A 21204-nucleotide genomic window follows, 5' to 3' on the forward strand; every position below is an offset into this window, starting at 1 on the left:
CCTGATCTAGACTTACAGCACTATGAAAAAGATTCTTTGCCCGGTAGACTTTTCCAAGACTTCTAACAAGGCCGCTGAGTACGCCGCCCAGATCGCGCAACGTACGGGTGCTTCGCTTACCCTCTTGCATGTGATTCACTTGCCCATGATGGATACCACAGAGTCGGCTTTGATGGCCAGCCAGGTATTAGATGAGCAGCGCCGCGTTGCCGCAGATAAGCTCCATGCCATGTCTCTGCACCTCCAGAACTTATCTGGCCAGGTGGGTGGCCCTGGTTACATGTCTGACTCCAAAGTAACAGAAGCCTTTCTGGCCGATGCCGTGGAGCGGATGGTGCAGGAAGAAGGCTACGACTTTGTGGTTTTGGGCACTACGGGCGGCGGCAACACCCTGGAGGAAATCCTGATCGGAAGCAACACCGAGAGTGTGATCTCCCAGGTGAAATGCCCCGTGCTGGCCATCCCGGCCAATGCCACTTACCCAGACATCCACCGCATTGTGTACGCCTCAGATTACCAGCCAGAGGATTTCCGAGCCTTGCGGCAAGTGCTGGACTTGGCCGCCGTTTTCCAGGCCGAGGTGGAGGTGGTGCACATCACTTCCAAAGGTGGAGCAAACGGGGACCGCAACGCCCAGGAATTCATCCAAAAGCTACGCGATGAGTTTGGCGGGCTGAACCTTCAGTTCACCGAAGTGGAGCATGAAAAGGAGGATGTGGGACTGAAAGATTACCTGAGCAAAACCCATAGCAATATGCTGGCGATCCTGAAAAAACGCCGGTCGTTCTTCAAGAACCTGTTTGGCATGAGCCTGGCAGAAAAACTAACGTACCAGGCAAAGCTGCCCCTGCTGGTGCTGCACGCAGACGCCGAATAATATAGTATGCAATCAACTTCTTCTTCCGGGGCCCCGGCACCTGGATGGCTTAAAATCGCGGCTTTTGCCGCGATTTACATTATCTGGGGTTCCACTTACCTGGCCATTGTTTTCGCCATAGAGACCCTGCCGCCTTTCCTGATGGCGGGTCTCCGGTTCATGTTTGCCGGGGCTATCCTTTTCACTTGGGCACGTCTGCGCGGGGCCGCTGCGCCATCTGGTCAGCATTGGCGTAATACCGCCATTATTGGGGGCTTGCTGCTATTGATAGGAAACGGGGCCGTGGTCTGGGCAGAGCAACGGGTGGCCTCTGGCATTGCTGCATTGCTGGTTACCACGGAGCCGCTCTGGATTGTGGTTTTGCAGTGGCTGGGCAAAGGCAAAAAGGCGCCTTCTGCCGGCGTGATAGTAGGCTTGGTGCTGGGTGCCATTGGCATGGTGGTACTGGTGAGTCCCTGGAAACTGGAGGGCGGTTTGGATTTGCTGGGCAGCACGGCCATCTTTTTGTCGGCGGGAGCCTGGGCCTGGGGTTCGCTGTTCTCCTCCCGGGCATCGCTGCCAACCTCGCCCGTCTTAACCACCGGCATGCAGATGCTATGCGGTGGCGCCCTGCTGGCTTTGGCGGGAACTACCTTCGGGGAGTGGCAAACCGCCGATTGGTCCTCGGTAAGTCAGCGTTCCTGGCTTGCTCTGGGCTATCTGGTGGTTTTCGGGTCTTTGATCGCTTTCTCCGCCTACAGCTGGCTCACCAGGGTGGCGCCGCCTTCGCAGGTGTCTACGTACGCGTATGTGAACCCAGTGATTGCGGTGATTCTGGGCTGGGCCTTTGCGCATGAGCAGGTCACCATACAAACCCTCATTGCTACGGTGTTGCTGGTGGCCGCCGTGGTCATCATTACGCTTAAAGCCAAACATTAGCAGGAGGGAAGGGGCTTATCATATGATATTTCCCTTATCGACTGTCAGCGATTTAGAGCCGATTTTTCCAAAACAAGACAAAAAGACCCGACTCCTACCTAGGTTCATAGGAGGTAAGTCGGGCCTTTTTGTATTTGAGTTTGCCTGTTACCTGGGTAATCTCACGCTGAGGGTGCCGCCTACAAACATGTCAAGAGTATGGGGAGAAACGCTTGTTCCTATAAGGGTACCCTAGTGCAAATTCTGGGAAAACACCCAAGAAACCGTATTTATTCAGTTGGTTTGAAGCAACTCCCTTGGCCTAGATAAGTAAATAGCAGAAACCATCCCTCATCCGCCATGCCCATCAAACGTGACCGCCTCTACTCCGATGTCCAATTCCTGACCACCCTTCATCCTTCCCGCAGCATTGGGCACCCAGAGTCTTTGAAGAAAGCGGCCGCTTACATTGAGACTGAGTTCTGCAAACTAAGCAGTCGCGTCAGCAAGCAGAACCTGCACCTGGGCTTCCATAACTACATTCTGTCTTACGGACCTGAGGATGGCCCACGCGTGGTGGTAGGGGCGCACTATGATGTGTGTGGAGAAACCCCTGGCGCCGATGACAATGCCAGTGCCGTGGCCGGATTGCTGGAACTAGCCCGCGCCATCCACGAGGAGAAACCCGAGGTAAAGCACCGCATTGACTTTGTCGCTTTCAACTTTGAGGAGCCGCCCTACTTTGCCACCGAGAAAATGGGCAGCGCCGTGCACGCCAACTCCATGAAACGCGATAAGGTAGACGTAAAGCTGATGATCTGCCTGGAGATGATCGGGTACTTCACAGACAAACCCAATTCTCAGGAATTCCAGCATGAGTCTCTCCGAAAACTTTATCCCAGTACCGGGAATTTCATAGTGGTGGTAGGCCGAGCTGGTCAGGAGAAAACGGTGCAGCGCGTGCAGCAGTTCATGAAGGAGCATTCGCGCATTGACGTGCAGTCCATCGCTGCCCCGCCGGAGTTGCCAGGCGTGGGCCTCTCTGATCACCGCAACTACTGGGCCCAGGGGTATCAGGCGGTCATGATCAACGATACCTCTTTCCTGAGAAACCCGCACTACCACCAGACCACCGATACCATTGACACCCTGGACTTCGCCCGGATGACCGAGGTAGTGCGTGGCGTTTACGCGGCTATGTTGAATTTCTAAGGGAAATGTTCTGGTTTATACCTCGCTGATTTGCAGTTGAATGCGTTTTCTGTATTAGAAAAATGAAAGTAGCATGGTGCGTATAAACCACCATCTCTTTATAAATGTGAGTTCTGTAAACACCCTTTCTTCTATAAAAAAGAGGTTTCTGTTGCTTGTGCCTGAAAATCAACGGTTGAACTCAGTTGATTTGTCCTGAAGAGAAAAAAGCTTAAATTTATTTTGCAATATTTTATTATATTTTTGTACTTCGCAGAATATAAAATATTGTTATTCTGTAGTTATGAAAAGGAGTATCCCCCTATTGTTAATAGGCTGTTTTTGTTTCACCGCTCATCTTTCCTTTAGCCAAACCAAACTGAAACCCCTTGCGCTTATGAAGCACGAGGATAATCTCATGTTCCAGAATGCGGTTTTCTCCCCAGACGGAAACCAGTTTGTGTCTGTGGGGAACCAGGGAATGCTGTATCTCTGGGATGTAGCCCAATCTTACCCGGTGAGTTTCAAGAAAGTGCATGAAGGCGTGGCGCTTTCCTGCGCTTATTCCAAAGACGGCAAATACATTGTCACCGGCGGAGAGGAAAAGTCGATCAAGGTGATCCTGGCCCGGGACCTGAGCGTGGTGAAGAGCATCACCGGATTGCCCGCTAAGGTGCGCGAGTTGGCCATCTCTGGTAACCGGTTGGTGGCTTTGCTGCAGAACAATGAGATCCAGGTCTATAACCTTGATACCTGGCAGCGGGTAGGCAAGCCCCGTTACGCCGCCAAAGACTCAAAGATCGTGTTCAGCAACAGCGGAGACCGGTTCTATGTCTGGTTTTCCACCCGCATCAACGTTTTCTCAGCCAAAGACGGGGAAGTAGTAAAGGTTTTCAACACGAACTTCGCCACGCCTACAGACATGGCCATCAGCCCGGATGACCAGTTCCTGGCCGTAGGTTTCGGGCAGGCCGATGACATTATCCGGATTTATGACACCGATGATTTCAAGCAGACCAAAGCCGTGAAAAAGAACGGATCCGGGGATTTCGCCAACGGCATGTCTTTCTTCAACAACAGCAACAAGCTGCTGTACACCTCCAACGCCGGCAGTTCCACCGCGAAAATCTTTGACCTGGAGAACGGGAAAGACACCCCGGTGCTGAAAGGAACGCCCTCTAACCGCATTTCCATCTCCAAAGACGATTCCAAGGTGATCCTGGGTCCTAAAGCGTCAAATTCCATCCAGTTGATGTCTGTCATTTAACGCTGTTTAGAGTTTGTTTTCCAAAAAGAAGCCCTAAAACAGAGAAGCCGGCCCCACAAGGCCGGCTTCTCTGTTTTAAAAGAATGGTGAGATTGTCCCAAGCTTAGGCGCTGGTGTTTTCCAGGCTGGCCATGTCAATCACGAAACGGTATTTCACATCACCGGCCAGCATGCGGTCATAGGCCGTGTTGATCTGGTTGATGTTGATGACCTCAATGTCTGACAAGATGTTGTGCTCAGCGCAGTAGTCCAGCATCTCCTGGGTCTCGGCAATGCCGCCAATCAAAGAACCGGCAATTCTGCGGCGCCCGAAGATAAGGGTAGCGGCATGCAACTCAGGGGCCTCCGGCGGAACACCCAGCAGTATCATGGTGCCATCGCGGCGCAGCAGGCTGGTGTACATATCCAGGCTCACTTTCGCAGAAACGGTGTTGATGATGAAATCGAAATATCCGGTTACTCCCTTCAGGGCATCGGCGTCTTTGGTTACCACAAACTTGTGGGCACCCAGTGATTGGGCATCGGCTTCTTTAGAAGGGGAAGTACTCAGAACGGTCACCTCGGCGCCCATAGACGCGGCTAGTTTCACAGCCATGTGGCCCAATCCGCCCAAGCCTACCACGCCCACACGGTGGCCCTGGCCTACATTCCAGTGCCGCAGAGGCGAGAACGTGGTGATGCCGGCGCATAAGAGCGGCGCTACCCGAGCCAGGTCCTGGTCTTCCCTTATTTTCAGCACGAAGTTCTCAGACACCACAATGAGGTTAGAGTATCCGCCGTAAGTAGGAGTGTCCAGACCGGGCTCTGGGCTGTTGTAAGTGCCTACAAAACCGTTCTCACAGTACTGCTCCAGGCCATCGGCGCAGCTGGGGCAAGATTGGCAGGAACCTACCATACAACCCACCCCGGCCATTTCACCTACCGCGAATTTCTGCACGTGGTCGCCTACTTTCACAATGCGGCCCACAATCTCGTGGCCGGGCACCACCGGGTACAGGGCGCCTCCCCATTCGCCTTTGGCGGTGTGCAGGTCTGAGTGGCACACGCCACAGAACAGGATCTCAATCTGGACATCGTGTGGACCAACCTCGCGGCGCTCAAAGTTAAAAGGGGCCAGCGGCGAGTTAGGGTCAAAAGCGGCGTAACCTTTGGTTTCTATCATAGTTTTGTTTTTTGTATTACGGATGAATGAGGTAACCTTCAAAGATACGGGAAGATGGCCGCAGGGATTTGCTCCTTTTCTGGTTCCGCTTTCTGGGGAAACCAAAAGCCTGGTTTTCAGGTGCTGTTATCCAGGAAACCAACTTGCCGGCTAACCTATGTCTTTTCCGTTTTAGGCGTGTTTTCGGGGAAAGAAGCCTAAAACGGCAGGTTGCCCACGTCAATGTTGCCACCGGATAGAATCACGCCTACTTTCTGGCTGGCGTACTCTTCCTTATTGCGCAACAAAGCCGCCAATGCTACCGCGCTGGACGGTTCCACTACAATCTTGAGGCGCTCCCAGATGAGCCGCAGGGCCGCAATAATCTCCTTTTCCTCTACCCTGATGATCTTCGCCACGTGCTGCCGAATGATGGGGAAGTTGATGTCACCCAGTTGGGTACGCAGGCCATCGGCCAGGGTGTTGGTGGTGTCATTAGATTCAATCTGTCCGCTCAGGAGGGATCGGTACGCGTCATCTGCCTCAAAGGGCTCGCCACCAATTACTTTGGTGTCTTTCCCGAAGAAATGGGCCGCCAGCGCGGTGCCGCCAATAAGCCCGCCGCCACCCACCGGTGAGAAAATGTAGCGCAGACCGGGTTGGTCTTCCAGCAATTCCAGGGCTGCCGTGCCTTGGCCCAGAATCACGTCTTTGTCATTAGACGGGTGAATGAAGAAAGCCCCGGTCTCCTTTTCTACCTGCGCGGCCACTTTTTCGCGCGCGATGGGGTTAGAGGCGCATTCCACTATTTCAGCGCCGTAACCGCATACAGCATCTTTCTTCACCTGCGGGGCATTTTCTGGCATGACAATGTAGGCTTTCACGCCAATGCTTTGGGCCGCCAGCGCCAGCGCCTGCGCGAAGTTGCCGGAGGAATGGGTGACCACGCCCCGGGTTTTCTGGTCCTCGGTAACCTGCAGCACGGCATTCATGGCGCCCCGGATCTTGAAAGCTCCCGTCCGCTGGAAATTCTCACACTTGAAAAAAACCTGCGCACCAGTGATTTCATTAAGTAACCGGGACGTGAGAACGGGGGTACGGTGGATGAAGGGCGTAATTCTTGCCTGCGTGGCAAGCAGATCTTCTTTCTGCATATTGGTTAGATGATGGGGTATAGCTTGGCAAATAGTTCTACTTGCAAAGGAAACAAATGCCAGGAAAATGGAAAGTGTTTGCAGAGGATTATCACTATGGAAAAGAGAGTCTTTGCCCGGAAAAACAAAACGGCCACCTACAGAGAGGTGGCCGTTTTTACGCCGTTTTCTAAAAAACCATTAATAAGGATCAGCAGGATGTGACACCTGCTTGGCTTGGTCAATGCCTTCCTGCGGAGAGATAGCCCCGATTGGGCCTTTGTCATCTTGGGACTTGGTGGTTTTCGCCAGGCCTTCGGCTACTCGCCGGCCGTAATCCTCGTCGGCAAGCGTGAAGTGCTCAATCATCTTGTCCTGGATGCGCTTATCGGCGGTAGCCAAGGTGTTCACCAGGTTAGTAATCAAGTCGTCGCGCTCCCAGTCCTGGAAGTTGCGGTAGGTGTCACCGGCTTGCTTGAAGTCATTGGTGCGGTCAATTTTCTGGCGCACCAGGTTGGCTTCATAGCGTGGCTCGTAATCTTTGCCGGCTTTGGGAGCCTCTTTCACGTTGTTGAGGGTAGAGGGCTCGTAGTTGATGTGCGGGTTCTGGCCATCGCCGAAATCTGAATGGAAAGACATCTGGCCGCCGCGCTGGTTGGTCACCACCTTGGCTTTTGGCGCATTGATGGGCAACTGCAGGTAGTTGGCTCCTACGCGGTACCGCTGGGTATCTGAGTAGGAGAAGGTACGGCCCTGCAGCATTTTGTCATCTGAGAACTCCAGCCCGTCTACCAGCACCCCGGTCCCGAAAGCAGATTGCTCTACCTCGTTGAAGTAGTCCACGGGGTTGCGGTTCAGGGTCATCTTGCCTACCGGCAGGAACGGAAACTGCTCAATGGGCCACAGTTTGGTGTCATCCAACGGATCAAAGTCCAGTTCTGGGTGGTCATCGTCGCTCATGATCTGCACGCACAGCTCCCACTCTGGGAAGTTTCCTTCTTTGATGGCATCAAAAAGATCCTGGGTGGCGTGGTTGAAGTTTTTGCCCTGAATCTCCTGGGCCTCGGCTTGGGTTAAGTTGCGGATGCCTTGCAGCGGTTCCCAATGGTATTTCACCAGCACTGCCTGACCGTCTGCGTTTACCCATTTGTAGGTGTTCACGCCGGAGCCCTGCATTTGGCGGTAGTTGGCCGGAATTCCCCACGGAGAAAACAGGAACGTGGCCATGTGGGTAGACTCTGGGGTATTCGCGATAAAGTCAAAGATGCGCTCGCCGCTCTGGATGTTGGTGACCGGATCTGGCTTCTGGGAGTGGATCAGGTCTGGGAATTTCATGGCATCCCGGATGAAGAAGATCTTCAGGTTGTTGCCCACCAAATCCCAGTTTCCGTCTTCGGTGTAGAATTTAACCGCAAAACCGCGCGGGTCACGCAGGGTCTCCGGTGAGTGGCCACCATGGCCTACGGTGGAGAAACGTACAAAAACATCGGTTTTCTTTCCTTTCTCCTGGAACAGTTTGGCGCGGGTATATTTGGCAATAGGCTCACCGCCTACGTTACCGTATGCTTCAAATACACCGTGGGCCCCAGCTCCTCTGGCGTGCACCACGCGCTCAGGAATCCGTTCCCGGTCAAAATGGCTTATCTTTTCAATGAAGTGATAGTTCTCCAGGGTGGCGGGGCCACGGTTGCCTATCGTTCGGATGTTCTGGTTGTCTGTCACCGGATGGCCTTGCCGGGTGGTGAGGTTTTGGCTCTCCTGGCCGTTGCCTCCGGCTTGACCGTTTGACTTTTCCTGATCTTTTTCCATAGAATGACTGGGGTTTTAGGATGATACTAAATCTAACGAACTCCTTTGATGTGGGTTCTAAATTTTAAAGCCTATATAAACCAACGCCCCTTTAAAGGACTTAAGTACTTATAACCTTGATTTATACGCCTTGTTAACCAAAGGTGTCAGTTTGAGGCTTATGTATCAAATTGATAATAGCTATCTTTTTATAGCAAGCCTCTATAATGTGCAGCAAGTAGCTTGAGGCTAGGAACAAAAGGGTAGGAGCGCGGACATCACTAGGAGCTGAATTTTTTGGCACGTCGATGCCAGTGGTGGGTGCCTCACCTTCAATTTACCTCACCCTTCTGGAAAATAGGTTAGAATGAAGACAGCATTTACAGGCTGTTTTCAGAAAACAGCGCCTAAAACAGAAAAGTCTGTTTCAAGCTCTCAAGAGAAGACTGATTTATTACAGCACTTTCAGCTCAGAAACCGAGAGGTCCAGGGATTCTTCCTGCATCTGGGGCATGAGTTCCAGCAATTCATCAAAAGTGGAGAGCAGGCTTTGGTAGCTGTCGGCTTCCAGGGCTTCTTCGCACTTCTTCAGGAAGACCTCTTTGGGTTTCAGGTCGGCCAAGTCCTGCTCGGGTTGTACCTGCTGATCCAGGGTTTGGGTGCCAATGGTGCGGAGCGGCCGGTGGATGAGCAACTGAATCTGGGAATGTTTCGCGAAGACTTCCTGGAGTTTGCCGGTGTGGTCATGCAGGTTGTGCTCGTACTGAAGCTGCACCTCGGCCCAGGCCAGGTACGGACGGTCTGCGTTGTCATACGCGATCACTTTGGGCAGAACCTCGTCAATGGTGCCTTTGAACCGCACCAGCTTGCGCCAGCACGGGATGTCCACCTCGTGGATGTCGGTGAGTTGGCCGCCTTCAAAATCAAGGATTACCACTTGCTTGCGGTCGGTGATCTCAGAGAAACTAAGCGGAATGGGAGAACCGCTGTAGCGGATGTGCGGCATTTTGTTCACGATCTGCGGGCGGTGCAAATGGCCCAGGGCCACGTAGTCAAACTCCGCGGGGAACTGGTCTCCGCAGATTTGGCCCAGGTTGCCCACGTGAATTTCCTTCTCGCTGTCTGAGGCGCTTCCGCCGGCCGCAAACAAATGGCCCGTTGCCAAAACCGGAAGGCCCTGCTGTTTGAACTCCTGGATAAGCGGTACCAATTGGTTGTAATGGTCGCAAATGCCTTGCTTGAGGCGGGCCTCACGTTCTTCACCAGTCTCGCCGGGCACCGAGAGGCGCACGTCTTTGTCTCTGAGAAACGGCACGGCGCATACCACGGCTTTGGGCTGGTTGTCCTCATCGGTGAGCACAATCACCTGGTCCTGTGCTTGGACGGGGGCGCCACCAACCACGTGCACATTGAAATGCCGTAGCAGCTCGGCCGGGGCATTGAGCGTGGAAACCGAGTCATGGTTGCCGCCAATAATCACCAACTCGCGGCAGCAGGTGCCTTTTACCTCGCGCAGGAAATCATAGTACAGTTTTAGGGCAGTGTTAGATGGGAAACCCGTGTCAAAGACATCGCCGGCAATGAGCAGCAGGTCAATCTTTTGCTCGCAGATGGTCTGGCAAAGCCAGTTTAGAAAAGCGCGGTGTTCCTCGGTACGTTCCTGGTTAGCCAGGCGCTGGCCCAGGTGCCAGTCTGCCGTATGTAGTACTCTCATCTTGCCGTCTCTGCTCATCCTTTGGTGCATCTATCAGACGAAGATACAAAAAGCCACCTGTATCCCTAGAGCCAGAGGCCTGGGATAACTACTTTGGTTAGAAATTTTTGCGTATTAAATATCAGGTTTTATGAATATATTGGAGGGTAAAACCTTCTCTCCATGGGTCCTAACAAATTGCTGGTATTGCTCCTTTGCGGAATCCTGCTCTTGCTTTCAGGCCAGAAAAGTTGGGGGCAGGAGATGCCTTCCAGAAGAAATTTCGTACAAGTAGGGTATGGAGCGCTCTCGTTGCAGGAAATGGCTACCAGAATAGGGAACTCGTTCACCCTTTTCTACCCCGTGCAGCATAGGGTACACCAGGTGATAGGACCGGTGCAGGTAAGTTACCACAGAGCTTTGAGCGAAAGAGTAAGCCTAGGTGCGGTTGCCTCTTACACCTCCATTCATTCTGTCACTGAGGAGCTAAGCCAAGACCAGGGTGGGCAAACCCAAACAACCAAGGTAGGGGAGGATCGCCCCAGCTACTACACCATCATGCCAACCGTTCAGTACCATTGGGTCAGGTCTGATGTGGTGAAATTGTACTCCGGCATTTCCTTAGGGCTCCTGGTGGCCCAGCGGGATAGAAGACCCGAGCAGAGTGACGAAGACCAACGCCGTTTCATTTCCATTCCGTTTGGTCAATTGACGGTATGTGGCGTGCGGGTTGGTAGAAAGGTAGGCGGCTACCTGGAAGGGGGCCTGGGGGCGCATGGCTTGCTCACAGGCGGTGTTTTCTTTTGCTATTGATCATCAGGCTTAGGCCTTTTAAAACTGCACTTTTGAAGTAAGGCATTTGGGCGGCAGGGGAAGTGCTGCGTTTCTGAGCTATTTTTAAGAAAAAGGGGTTGAAAACAGCTCTGTCTTTTCAGGAGGAAGAAATAGCCTAAAACCAGCGTATAAAAACCGGCCTCGCATGGCTTCTGCCGAAAAGTACTTATATTAGCCCCTTCAAGCCTTTTACAAAGCGAACAACAAACAAACTATTCCCTAACTTTTACGCATTTTATGGCAAACCAACTTTTCGCTAGGAAGTCAATTGACAAGCTTAGCGCTGACGCCTTTAGTGAAGGGGCGCACAACCTGAAAAGAACCCTTGGTCCGGGTAACCTTATCGCCTTAGGGGTGGGGGCTATCATTGGGACGGGTATCTTCGTGTTAACGGGTAGTGCGGCTGCACAGTACACTGGTCCAGCCATTGTGCTGGCATTTATCCTGGCTGGTTTGGGCTGTGCTTTTGCCGGTCTTTGCTACGCTGAATTTGCTTCCATGATTCCGATTGCCGGTTCTGCCTACACGTACGGCTACGCCACCCTGGGTGAGTTCGTGGCCTGGATCATTGGTTGGGACTTAATTCTTGAGTACCTTTTTGGGGCGGCCACCGTGGCCGTGGGCTGGTCTGGTTATGTGGTTTCCTTTCTTCGGGACTTCGGGATCAACATTCCGCCGCAGTGGAGCAATGCCGTAGGCGTTGAAATGGTTCAAGATCCAGAAACAGGTGCTTGGACCCGCATCACGGAGCAGTTAATAACTAATTTTGCTGAGAAAGGTATTGATATTTCTACCCTGCCTCATGCAACCGGTATGTTCAACCTGGTGGCGACAATCGCTATTGCTTTGGTGACCGTGCTGCTGGTGATTGGTATGAGCGAGTCTGCCAAATTCAACAACATTGCCGTTTTAATTAAAGTGGGCGTGGTGATTTTGTTTATCATGGCCGGGGCTAACTACCTGTTCGGTCATAGAGCAGAGGCAGCCACCAACTGGACTCCTTTCATCCCAGAAAACAAAGGGGGCTTTGGTGAGTACGGCTGGAGCGGAATTATCCGGGCAGCCGGGGTAATCTTCTTCGCCTATATCGGGTTTGATGCCGTATCCACCACGGCGCAGGAAGCTAAAAACCCGCAGAAAGACATGCCTATTGGTATCTTGGGTTCTTTGGTGATCTGTACCATTCTTTACATTCTGGTGTCTGGTATCTTGACGGCCATGGTGCACTACAGCCAATTGAACGTAGCGGAGCCTATTGCCATCGGGATTGAGAAAACAGGTTATACGTTCCTGCGTGACCTGATCAAGATTGGTGCTATTGCCGGTCTTTCTTCTGTGATGTTGGTGATGCTGATGTCTCAGCCGCGTATCTTCTACACCATGTCTAAAGACGGTTTGTTACCTCCAATCTTTGGTAAACTGCATCCTAAATTTAAAACCCCTCACGTAAGTACCATCCTAACGGGTGCTATCTGCGCCGTAGTTGCGGGTGCTTTCTCCGTGGATGAACTGGGTCACTTAGTGTCTATCGGTACGTTGCTGGCCTTCGTGATTGTTTGTGCCGGGGTTTGGTACCTGCGCGTGAAAGAGCCTAACCGTCCGCGTCCGTTCAAAACGCCTTTGGTGCCGTTGGTGCCTATCTTGGGTATCCTGGTTTGCCTTGGTATGATGGCCGGTCTCCCTGCCGAGACCTGGTACCGTCTGCTGGGCTGGATGGCCATTGGTATCATTATCTACTTCGTTTATGGAAAGAAACACAGCGTCATCCGGAAGGAAAACAACCTGTAATCAACCTCTTTCTTCATAGAACCAAAAGCCCGGTCAATGCTCTTGACCGGGCTTTTTCTTTGCCAAAATTTTAGCGTTCTGGGGGTGTTTTTTGAAAAATAGCATCAAAAGAACCGAACTGTTTCCTGTGCTTTTTTTAGGATTTTATTTTTCATACTTTCCCTTTTCCAAACAAACACAATCGCACAAACAAACCTTTATTTAAGCTCCCATGAAAAAAGTATTTCTCTCCGTGTTAGCGGTAGCGGCTTTGTCGCTGCAGAGCCGGGCACAGGAGACTTTCCCGCGCAATGGGGTGTATGATGAGCGCTCCGGACTGCGGGCCTTCACCAATGCCACCATCTTCGTGGATTACCAAACCAAGTTGGAGAACGCCACCCTGGTCATCAAAGACGGTAAAGTAGTGGCCGTGGGCACCAAAGTAGCCGTGCCTCAGGGCGCCATGGTCACCGACCTGAAAGGCAAAACCGTGTACCCCGGCTTCGTGGACCCATACACCAGTTACGGGGTGCCTACACCGCCAACTCGTTCCTTCAGCTTCAACAGCCCACCACAGGCCGAGTCCAAGAAAGAGGGAGCCTTCAACTGGAACCAGGCCATCCGGCCCGAGACCAACGCGGTAGAACTTTTCAAGGTAGATACCAAAGCCGCCGAGGAACTGCGCAAGCTGGGCTTTGGAGCGGTGCTCACCATTCACCAGGACGGAATCTCCCGCGGCGGAGCCTCTTTGGTGACTTTGGCCAATAAAAAAGAGAACCAGGTGATTTTGCTGGACAAAGCCGCCGGTGCCTTGTCCCTGGACAAAGGTTCCTCTACGCAAGAATACCCCAGCTCCATCATGGGCTCCATTGCCCTGCTGCGCCAGACGTACCTGGACGCGCAGTGGAATGCCAAAAACCAAGACAAAGAGCAGAACATCTCGCTTAAAGCCTTTAATGAACTGAACCGCCTGCCACAGATCATGGAGGTGAGCAACAAACTGAACGCGGTCCGCGCTGATAAAGTGGGAGATGAGTTCGGCTACCAGTATATCTTCAAAGGCCAGGGCGATGAGTACCAAATGTTGCCCCAGATCAAAGCCACCAATGCTGCCTATATCCTCAACGTGAACTTTCCCGATGCCTACAACGTGGAAGACCCGTATGATGCTCGTCGCGTGGGCATTGAGGAAATGAAACATTGGGAAATGGCGCCGGCCAACCCGGCTATGTTAGTGAAAGAAGGCGTAGCCATCGCATTCACCACCGCTGACCTGAAAGATAAAAGCAAGTTTCTGCCTAACCTCCGCAAAGCTACTTCTTACGGTTTGCCCGAGCAGGAAGCTTTGAAAGCCCTTACCTTCACGCCCGCCAAACTGCTCAAAGCAGAGAAGTACGTGGGTAGCCTACGTGAAGGCATGGAAGCAAACTTTGTGGTAGCTTCCGGCAACCTGTTTGACCCAACCACGATGCTCCTGGAAAACTGGGTACAGGGCCAGGGCTACAAAGTCAGTGAAACGCCCGCCGATTTCCGGGGTGTGTACACGTTGAAAGTAGGCTCTCAACCAGAGCGCCGGATGCTCATCAGCGGTACGCCTGAAAAACCAGAGCTGAAAGTAGTCGCCCAGGATACCCTCAAAGGCAATCTATCCCTCAGTGGTGAATTGCTGACCATGACCTTTGCGCCTGCTAAGAACGGAAAAGAAAGTATCCGGCTCACCGGTTGGTACACCGGCAAAGGTTTTCAGGGCGAGGCCCAGTTGCCAGATGCCCAAATGGTGAAATGGACCGCCCTTCTCTCCGAGGCCGATACCCAGCAAGCCAAACGCGACACCGCCCGTTCCCGCTCTAACGAAGCCTTGAACCTGGGTAAATTGACCTTCCCATTTGCCGCCTTCGGCAGAACCGAGTTACCGAAAGCAGAAACTGTCCTCATCAAGAATGCCACGGTTTGGACGAATGAGAAAGAAGGTAAAATCCAGAACGCTGATGTATTGCTGAAAAACGGCAAGATCGCGCAGGTAGGGAAGAATCTGTCCGCTAACGGTGCCAAGGTGATTGACGGAACCGGCAAACACGTGACCCCGGGCATCATTGACGAGCACTCGCACATTGCCTTAGATGGCGTGAACGAGGGCACGCAAGCCGTTACCTCTGAGGTCCGCATGGCCGATGTAGTGAACCATGAGCAAGTGAACATCTATCGCCAGTTGGCTGGTGGCGTAACTACTTCGCAGTTGCTGCACGGCTCGGCTAACCCCATCGGAGGGCAGTCGGCTATCATCAAACTGCGTTGGGGTCAGGCCCCCGAGAAGCTGATGTTTGAAGGCGCAGATCCGTTCATCAAATTCGCTTTGGGCGAGAACGTGAAGCAGTCTAACCGCTCGCCGCAGTACAACGTGCGTTTCCCGCAGACCCGCATGGGCGTGGAGCAGGTAATGGTAGACGCTTTCCAGCGCGCCAAAGAATACCAGAAAGCCCTCGCCGATTACAACAAGCTCTCTAAATCGCAGAAAGCCAAAACCCCGGCCCCACGCCGTGACTTGGAACTGGACGCCCTTTCCGAGATCCTGAAAGACGAGCGCTTCATCACCTGTCACTCCTACGTGCAATCTGAGATCAACATGCTCATGAAAGTGGCCGACCAGATGGGCTTCAAGGTGAACACTTTCACCCACATTCTGGAAGGCTATAAAGTAGCCGACAAGATGAAGGCCCGCAACATTGGCGCCTCTACTTTCTCAGACTGGTGGGCCTACAAAATGGAGGTGAAAGACGCTATTCCGTACAACGCCGCCATCATGCACAACGTGGGCGTGACCACCGCCATCAACTCAGACGACGCCGAGATGGCCCGCCGCCTGAACCAGGAAGCTGCCAAAACCATGAAGTACGGCGGGGTTTCTGAGGAAGACGCCTTGAAAATGGTGACCCTGAACCCAGCCAAACTGTTGCACCTGGATGACAAAGTAGGTAGCCTGAAAGCCGGCAAAGATGCCGACGTGGTGATCTGGAACGAGCATCCGCTTTCTATCTACGCCCGTCCGGAGAAAACCTTCGTGGATGGTATCGCTTACTTTGACGTGGAGCAAGACAAGCAACTGCAGCTAGAGCAGGAGAAAGAGCGCTTGCGTCTTATCAACAAGATGCTGGCCGCCAAAGCCCGCGGTGAGCGCACGCAAGCTGCGGCGCCATCCCGCAGGGGCGCAGACCAAGTGCTGCATTGCGAAGACTTGGGCACCGGCTCTGAAGAAACATATCAGGAATCTGAGTATCATCAAAAATAAGGAGACCACACTATGCAAACGTTAAAGAATACTGTGGTAAACCTTACCTCTAAGAACATGCAACATCGTCTTTTGCTTGCGGCGGCTTTGCTCGTGAGCACCTCCGCGGCCTGGGCCCAGGTTCCTGTGCCGGCCGCCAAGCAGTCGAAAGCCACTGTGCTTACCGGCGCCACTCTCCACATAGGGAATGGCCAGGTGGTAGAAGGAGCTGCGGTCGCTTTCAACGAAGGTAAAATCACTTATGTTGGTCCTGCAACCGGGTTCAACGCAGGTGGTACTGCCTATGAAACCGTAAATGTCAGCGGCAAGCACATTTACCCGGGTATGATTCTACCCAATAGTCAGATAGGCTTGAATGAAGTGGAATCAGTTAGGGCTACTTTAGACCAGCAGGAAGTGGGTTTGTTCAACCCCAATGTGCGCTCGGTCGTGGCGTATAACACCGATTCTGATATCACGCCTACGCTTCGGTCAAACGGCGTTTTGATGGCGCAGATTACGCCGGTGGGCGGCATGATCTCGGGCTCATCCTCGGTGGTGCAGTTGGATGCCTGGAATTGGGAAGACGCCCTGGTGAAAGCCGATGCCGGCATACACCTGCGCTGGCCAGCCATGGTGCAGCAGTCACCTGACAATTCTCCGCAGGTTGCCCAACGCCGCCAGGCCCGGCAGCAAGGACTGCAGGAACTGGAAGCTTTGCTGGCCGAAGCCAAGGTGTACAAAGACCAGAAAAATGATCGCCAGAATCTGAAACTTGCCTCACTGGGTGGCCTGTTTGACGGTTCCAAAAAGCTCTTCATCCACGCTGATTATGGGAAAGAGATTGTGGAGTCTGTGCGGTTTGCGCAAAAAGCAGGCGTAAAACAGCTGGTGATTGTGGGCGGCGGCGATGCTCTTGTAGTAGCCGATTTCCTGAAAGAGAACAGTATTCCGGTGATTTACTCGGGCGTCCATGCGTTGCCAGCCCGGGCCGGCGATGATGTGTACCTGCCTTACAAAATGCCTGGTATGTTGCAACAAGCCGGTGTGTTGTTCTGCCTGGACTATGATGCCAGCCTTCACGGTTCCAGAAACCTGCCTTTTATTGCCGGTACGGCGGTGGCCTTCGGGTTGTCCAAAGAACAGGCAATTTCTTCTGTTACCCTGAATGCAGCCAAAATCCTGGGCGTAGACAAGCAGGTTGGTTCTGTAGAGGTGGGCAAAGACGCCAGCCTGGTGGTTTCTGAAGGTGATATCTTGGACATGCGCACAAACAAGATCAGTCATGCCTTTATCCAAGGCCGTCAGTTGAACTTAACAGACAAGCAGAAGTACCTGTATGACAAATTCAATGGGAAGTACCAGGGAGATAGCAAAGCCGAAGTAGGAAAATAGTGCTTTGTATTTATAATGTACAAGAAGAGCCACTTTTATAGTGGCTCTTTTGTTTTTAGCCATTTTTTCTAAAAATAACCCTAAATCAACTGGTATTAGGGTGTCCAAACCTAAGTATTCATGCTTTAAGATAAATGTACCTTTTATCCGGTAACCAAATTATACTTAATAGCATTATTCAAGGTGTAAATATCTATCTTACTTATAGTTGGCGTGGTTAATTGAAATTATCTAAATGTAGCGTACTTTTGCCTGAACCGTGCTTTTCTTACTATGAGAAAACTGCCGGTGTGAGTTAAATCCACTTTGCTAAAGCTGGATTTTTGACTTAAGGATGCCTACAAGATGAATGATAATTACAAAATGAACCGGGGAACGGAAATGCCAGAACCCACCGCTTCTACATTAGACTTTGAGTTGATGTATGCTCTAGCCGAGCATAGTCATGAACCTATGTTGCTGGTGCAGCCAGATGGGACTTTGCTGTTTGTCAACTCTGCTATTTGCCAGCTAGTGGGCCAATCAAAGGAGTTTCTCTTAAGAGAAGGACGGAAAGGATTCATGGATTCTAGTGATGCCCGTTGGGAAGTCGCGCTTAAAGCCAGAAGGGAGCATGGGTATTTCAAAGGAGAGGTGAATCTGGTGCATAAGTCTGGCATGAAGATTCCTGTGGAGTTGGGCTCCAGAACATTCTGCGCGTCAGACGGTGTTCAGTTTGTGAGTGTGCATGTACGCGACCTCAGAGCTGAAAAGGATTCACAAGAGTACATAGAAAAACAGCAGCAGGAACTTAAAAACACGGTTCGTGAACTCCAGTTGGTGCTGGACTCAACAGCAGATCTTATCTGTACTTTTTCCTTGGATGGATATTTGCTTCATGTCAATCAGGCCTGCCAAACCATTCTAGGATATTCTGCCTCTGAAATGATTGGGCAGCACTGTACGGAATACATTCATCCGGAAGATGTTGCCAAGACAGCGGATGACGCGAAAGAGGTGGTTAAGCATTCTTCTACTCTAAATTTCAAGAACCGGTACATTCACAAAGATGGGTCAGTCGTTTACTTTTCCTGGTCCTCCTCCTTATTAAAGGAAGAAGGTAAGGTGTATTGCATCGGCCGCGACATCACCAAGGAGGTTCTGAATGATACAAAAGCCCGGGAAAACGATTATCGGCTGCAGTCCTTGCTCCAGGAAGGGCATGACATGGTTTGTATCCTTGATCAGGAAGGAACCTACACCTTTGTGAGTGGCAGCGTGCGGCACGTGCTTGGCTTTGAGCCCGAGGAACTGCTGGGGTACAAAGCCTTTGATTTCATACACCCAGACGATATCACCGAAATCCTTTCAGATTTTGAACAAGTGATGGCTGGGGTAGACCTTAAAACAAAGCCTTTCCGTTTCAAGGCCAAATCTGGGGAATGGCGCTGGATTGAGACCAAAGGTGTCAACTGCTTCCATCATCCGGCCATAAATGGCATGATCATCAATTCCAGGGATATCACCGATCGGTTGGAAGCCCAAGGGCAATTGGAGCGCAGCGAGAAACTGTACAAAGCCCTCTTCGAGAACAACCCAGATAGCGTTTACTCCCTTGACAAGGAGGGCAATTTTACATCGGTGAATGCTACCACGGTGGCCTGTAGCGGGTATTCAGAAGAGCAACTGCTGCAAATGAATTTCGTGCAGATGCTCCATCCAGACTGGGTGCAGGAAACAGTAGCCGATTATGAGAAAACATTGGCTGGGGAGTCAAGCACTTCAGAGACGGTAATTTTAACCGCCCAGGGTGAAAAGCTGAATCTGGCCATCACCAAAGTGCCGGTGGTAGTAGGAGGTGAGCTGATTTGTGTTCATGGGATTGCCAAGGATGTTACGGAGACCAAGCAGCAGCAACGACTTCTGAAAAATACTGCCAGACGACTCAACAGCATTCTGGAAAGTATCAAAGACGCTTTCTTTACTTTGGATAAGAACTGGTGCTTTACGTATGTGAACCATAAGTTTGAAAGTTCTCTAGGGGTAAAAAGCGATGAGTTGCATGGTTTGGACATCAGGCAGGTGTATTCACCTGAGAAGTTTCCTAAATTTTACTCCAAGTTCAAACGTGCAATTGACCTGCAGCACCCAGTGCACTTTGAGATATTCTATGATGACCTCAACAAGTGGCTAGACGTGAGCGCCTATCCCTCAGAAGAGGGATTATCTGTATTTATTAAAGGTATAAGCGCCCGCAAGAAAGTAGAGGCAGAGTTGAAGAAGCTCTCATTGGTGGCCAGCAAAACTGTGAACTCGGTCTACATCACGGATGAGGAAGCCCGTATTGAATGGGTGAACGACGGATTTACCCGGGTGACGGGTTATACCCTGGAAGAAGTCATCGGCCGCAAACCAGGTGACCTTCTAGCTGGGCCAGAAACAAACCCAGAGCGAGTTTCCATGATCAGGCAAAAACTGGTGTATGACAAACCATTTGTCCAGGAAGTGCAGAACCGCAGCAAGTCAGGGGAGATCTATTGGTCCAAGTTAGATGTTACTCCTATAATAGATGAGGTAACCGGAGGTAGAAAGAAATTCATCGTTATTGAAACCGATATCACCACACAGAAGAAAGCAGACGAGGAGCGCGCTAAACTGACAGAGGAACTTCTCAGGCGAAATCGCCACCTGGAGCAGTTTACCTATATAGTGTCCCATAACCTGCGTTCTCCTGTAGCCAATATATTAGGGCTAACTTCTCTTCTGGGTACTTCTGACAACAAGGAATTACAGGAAGGTATCACAGGTAAGCTAAAGCAGACTGCCCAGAACCTTGATTATATAATAAGAGACTTGAATGAAATGTTAAGTCTCCAAGCTGGGGTACTGGAGGAACGGGAACGAATTCTGCTACCCGAGGTCGTAGAGCAGGCGATCCAGTTTTTACCGGCAGATAGTTATGAAAAAGTAACAGTGGACCTCAACGGCATTCAAGAGATTGGATCTATCAGAAGTTACGTGAGCAGCATTATAAGTAACCTCTTAACTAATGCCGTAAAGTATAAATCACCAGACCGGCCTTTAGTCCTCGGCATCAAGGCAGAACTACAAGAGCAGGACGAAATGCTATGCCTATCTGTAAGCGACAATGGTTTAGGCATTAATTTGGAAAAGGAGGGCAAAAACCTGTTCGGGTTATACAAGCGTTTCCATTTTCATGTGTCAGGCAGAGGATTAGGGCTCTACTTAGTTAAAACTCAAGCGGAGGCATTAGGCGGGTATGTTACAGTAGAAAGTAAACTGAATGAAGGATCAACCTTCAAGGTATGGCTCAAGAACTACAAGTAAGCTTGATGCATGTTAAGGTTTGTTGACATCTCTATATAGAATATGGATCAAGCAGAAAAGGCGAGGTGGCGATCACCTTGCTTTCTCTGCTTTGTGGGAGTTGAGATCGGAGGAGAAGAATAAAAACAAATTAGCCAATGACGGTCGCGGCCACTTCTTAGAAAATCATCTCCTGCCAGGGAACTTCCGGCCACCCAACCTTGGTTTCACCTGAGGCACCGGACGGGAGCCGCTTGCCGAAGGCAAAAGAGGGAAAAACCTTCCCACCCCGGGAACTTCGGGGCACCCAGATGCGGTTACGCAGGAGGCTCCAGGCAGGAGCTGCCAACCGAAGGCGAAGCAAAGAAAAAATTCTTGCTCTTGGAACTCCTTAGCAACCAACATGGTTACATCTCAGGCTGCGTCCCCATGCGGGTAAAAGCAGCCTTCTCTTTAAGGAAGCGTTTGGAAACCGGAAAAGGTTTCTTACCTTTGCAGCCCGCTCGGCAGGAGGGGGTCAACGACGGGGCAACCTGGTAGAGACGAAAGGAAGAGAAAAAAGTTTTCCGCGGCTATTGCGGAAAGGAAAAACCTTCTTACCTTTGCACTCCCTTCCGAAAGGGGGTTCAGCTGGCCGGCCGGGCCAGTCA

The 21204-nt window shown here is 51.6% G+C and carries 13 protein-coding genes; 9 read left to right on the forward strand and 4 right to left on the reverse strand.

All coding sequences use genetic code 11. From position 1 onward, the window contains the following. The first annotated feature begins 22 nt into the window (after nucleotides 1–22). From FOA19_RS22600 to FOA19_RS22615, 4 genes are all read left to right on the forward strand, one after another. Nucleotides 23–877, forward strand: coding sequence for a universal stress protein (locus FOA19_RS22600; protein ID WP_149093096.1), 855 nt, complete (start codon nucleotides 23–25; stop codon nucleotides 875–877). Nucleotides 878–883: 6 nt separating this feature from the next. Continuing rightward, nucleotides 884–1795, forward strand: a complete 912-nt coding sequence (locus FOA19_RS22605; RefSeq protein ID WP_149093097.1) for an EamA family transporter — start codon at nucleotides 884–886, stop codon at nucleotides 1793–1795. Between the two features lie 339 nt (nucleotides 1796–2134). Beyond that, nucleotides 2135–2986 (forward strand): M28 family peptidase, encoded by an 852-nt coding sequence (locus tag FOA19_RS22610; protein WP_149093098.1) that lies wholly within the window; start codon nucleotides 2135–2137, stop codon nucleotides 2984–2986. 376 nt (nucleotides 2987–3362) lie between these two features. Further along, nucleotides 3363–4232: a WD40 repeat domain-containing protein gene (locus tag FOA19_RS22615; protein ID WP_190300520.1), complete on the forward strand. Its 870-nt coding sequence runs from the start codon at nucleotides 3363–3365 to the stop codon at nucleotides 4230–4232. Nucleotides 4233–4335: 103 nt separating this feature from the next. Here FOA19_RS22615 and FOA19_RS22620 read toward each other — a convergent pair whose 3' ends face one another. The 4 genes from FOA19_RS22620 to FOA19_RS22635 form a co-directional block, all read right to left on the reverse strand. Further along, on the reverse strand, nucleotides 4336–5394 hold the full coding sequence (locus FOA19_RS22620) for an NAD(P)-dependent alcohol dehydrogenase (RefSeq protein ID WP_149093100.1): 1059 nt from the start codon (nucleotides 5392–5394) through the stop codon (nucleotides 4336–4338). 197 nt (nucleotides 5395–5591) lie between these two features. Beyond that, complete coding sequence (locus FOA19_RS22625) at nucleotides 5592–6527, reverse strand: pyridoxal-phosphate dependent enzyme (protein WP_149093101.1); 936 nt, start codon at nucleotides 6525–6527, stop codon at nucleotides 5592–5594. A 180-nt stretch (nucleotides 6528–6707) separates the two neighbouring features. Then, nucleotides 6708–8315, reverse strand: a complete 1608-nt coding sequence (locus FOA19_RS22630; RefSeq protein WP_149093102.1) for a catalase — start codon at nucleotides 8313–8315, stop codon at nucleotides 6708–6710. 433 nt (nucleotides 8316–8748) lie between these two features. After that, on the reverse strand, nucleotides 8749–10008 hold the full coding sequence (locus tag FOA19_RS22635) for an exonuclease SbcCD subunit D C-terminal domain-containing protein (protein WP_149093103.1): 1260 nt from the start codon (nucleotides 10006–10008) through the stop codon (nucleotides 8749–8751). A 162-nt stretch (nucleotides 10009–10170) separates the two neighbouring features. Here FOA19_RS22635 and FOA19_RS22640 point away from each other — a divergent pair, with 162 nt between their 5' ends. From FOA19_RS22640 to FOA19_RS22660, 5 genes are all read left to right on the forward strand, one after another. Next, the gene (locus FOA19_RS22640) at nucleotides 10171–10800 is read left to right on the forward strand and encodes a hypothetical protein (RefSeq protein ID WP_149093104.1); all 630 of its coding nucleotides are present in this window, start codon (nucleotides 10171–10173) and stop codon (nucleotides 10798–10800) included. Between the two features lie 258 nt (nucleotides 10801–11058). Continuing rightward, a complete protein-coding gene (locus FOA19_RS22645) occupies nucleotides 11059–12609 on the forward strand; it encodes an amino acid permease (RefSeq protein ID WP_149093105.1) in 1551 nt (516 codons plus the stop codon). A gap of 211 nt (nucleotides 12610–12820) precedes the next feature. Then, entirely contained in the window at nucleotides 12821–15874 is a 3054-nt protein-coding gene (locus FOA19_RS22650; protein WP_149093106.1) for an amidohydrolase family protein, read from the forward strand. Between the two features lie 57 nt (nucleotides 15875–15931). Next, nucleotides 15932–17248, forward strand: coding sequence for an amidohydrolase family protein (locus FOA19_RS22655; protein WP_149093107.1), 1317 nt, complete (start codon nucleotides 15932–15934; stop codon nucleotides 17246–17248). 345 nt (nucleotides 17249–17593) lie between these two features. Further along, nucleotides 17594–20575: a PAS domain-containing sensor histidine kinase gene (locus FOA19_RS22660; RefSeq protein ID WP_149093108.1), complete on the forward strand. Its 2982-nt coding sequence runs from the start codon at nucleotides 17594–17596 to the stop codon at nucleotides 20573–20575. Nucleotides 20576–21204: the final 629 nt, after the last annotated feature.

Source organism: Rufibacter hautae (assembly GCF_008271695.1).
GTDB classification, from domain to species: domain Bacteria; phylum Bacteroidota; class Bacteroidia; order Cytophagales; family Hymenobacteraceae; genus Nibribacter; species Nibribacter hautae.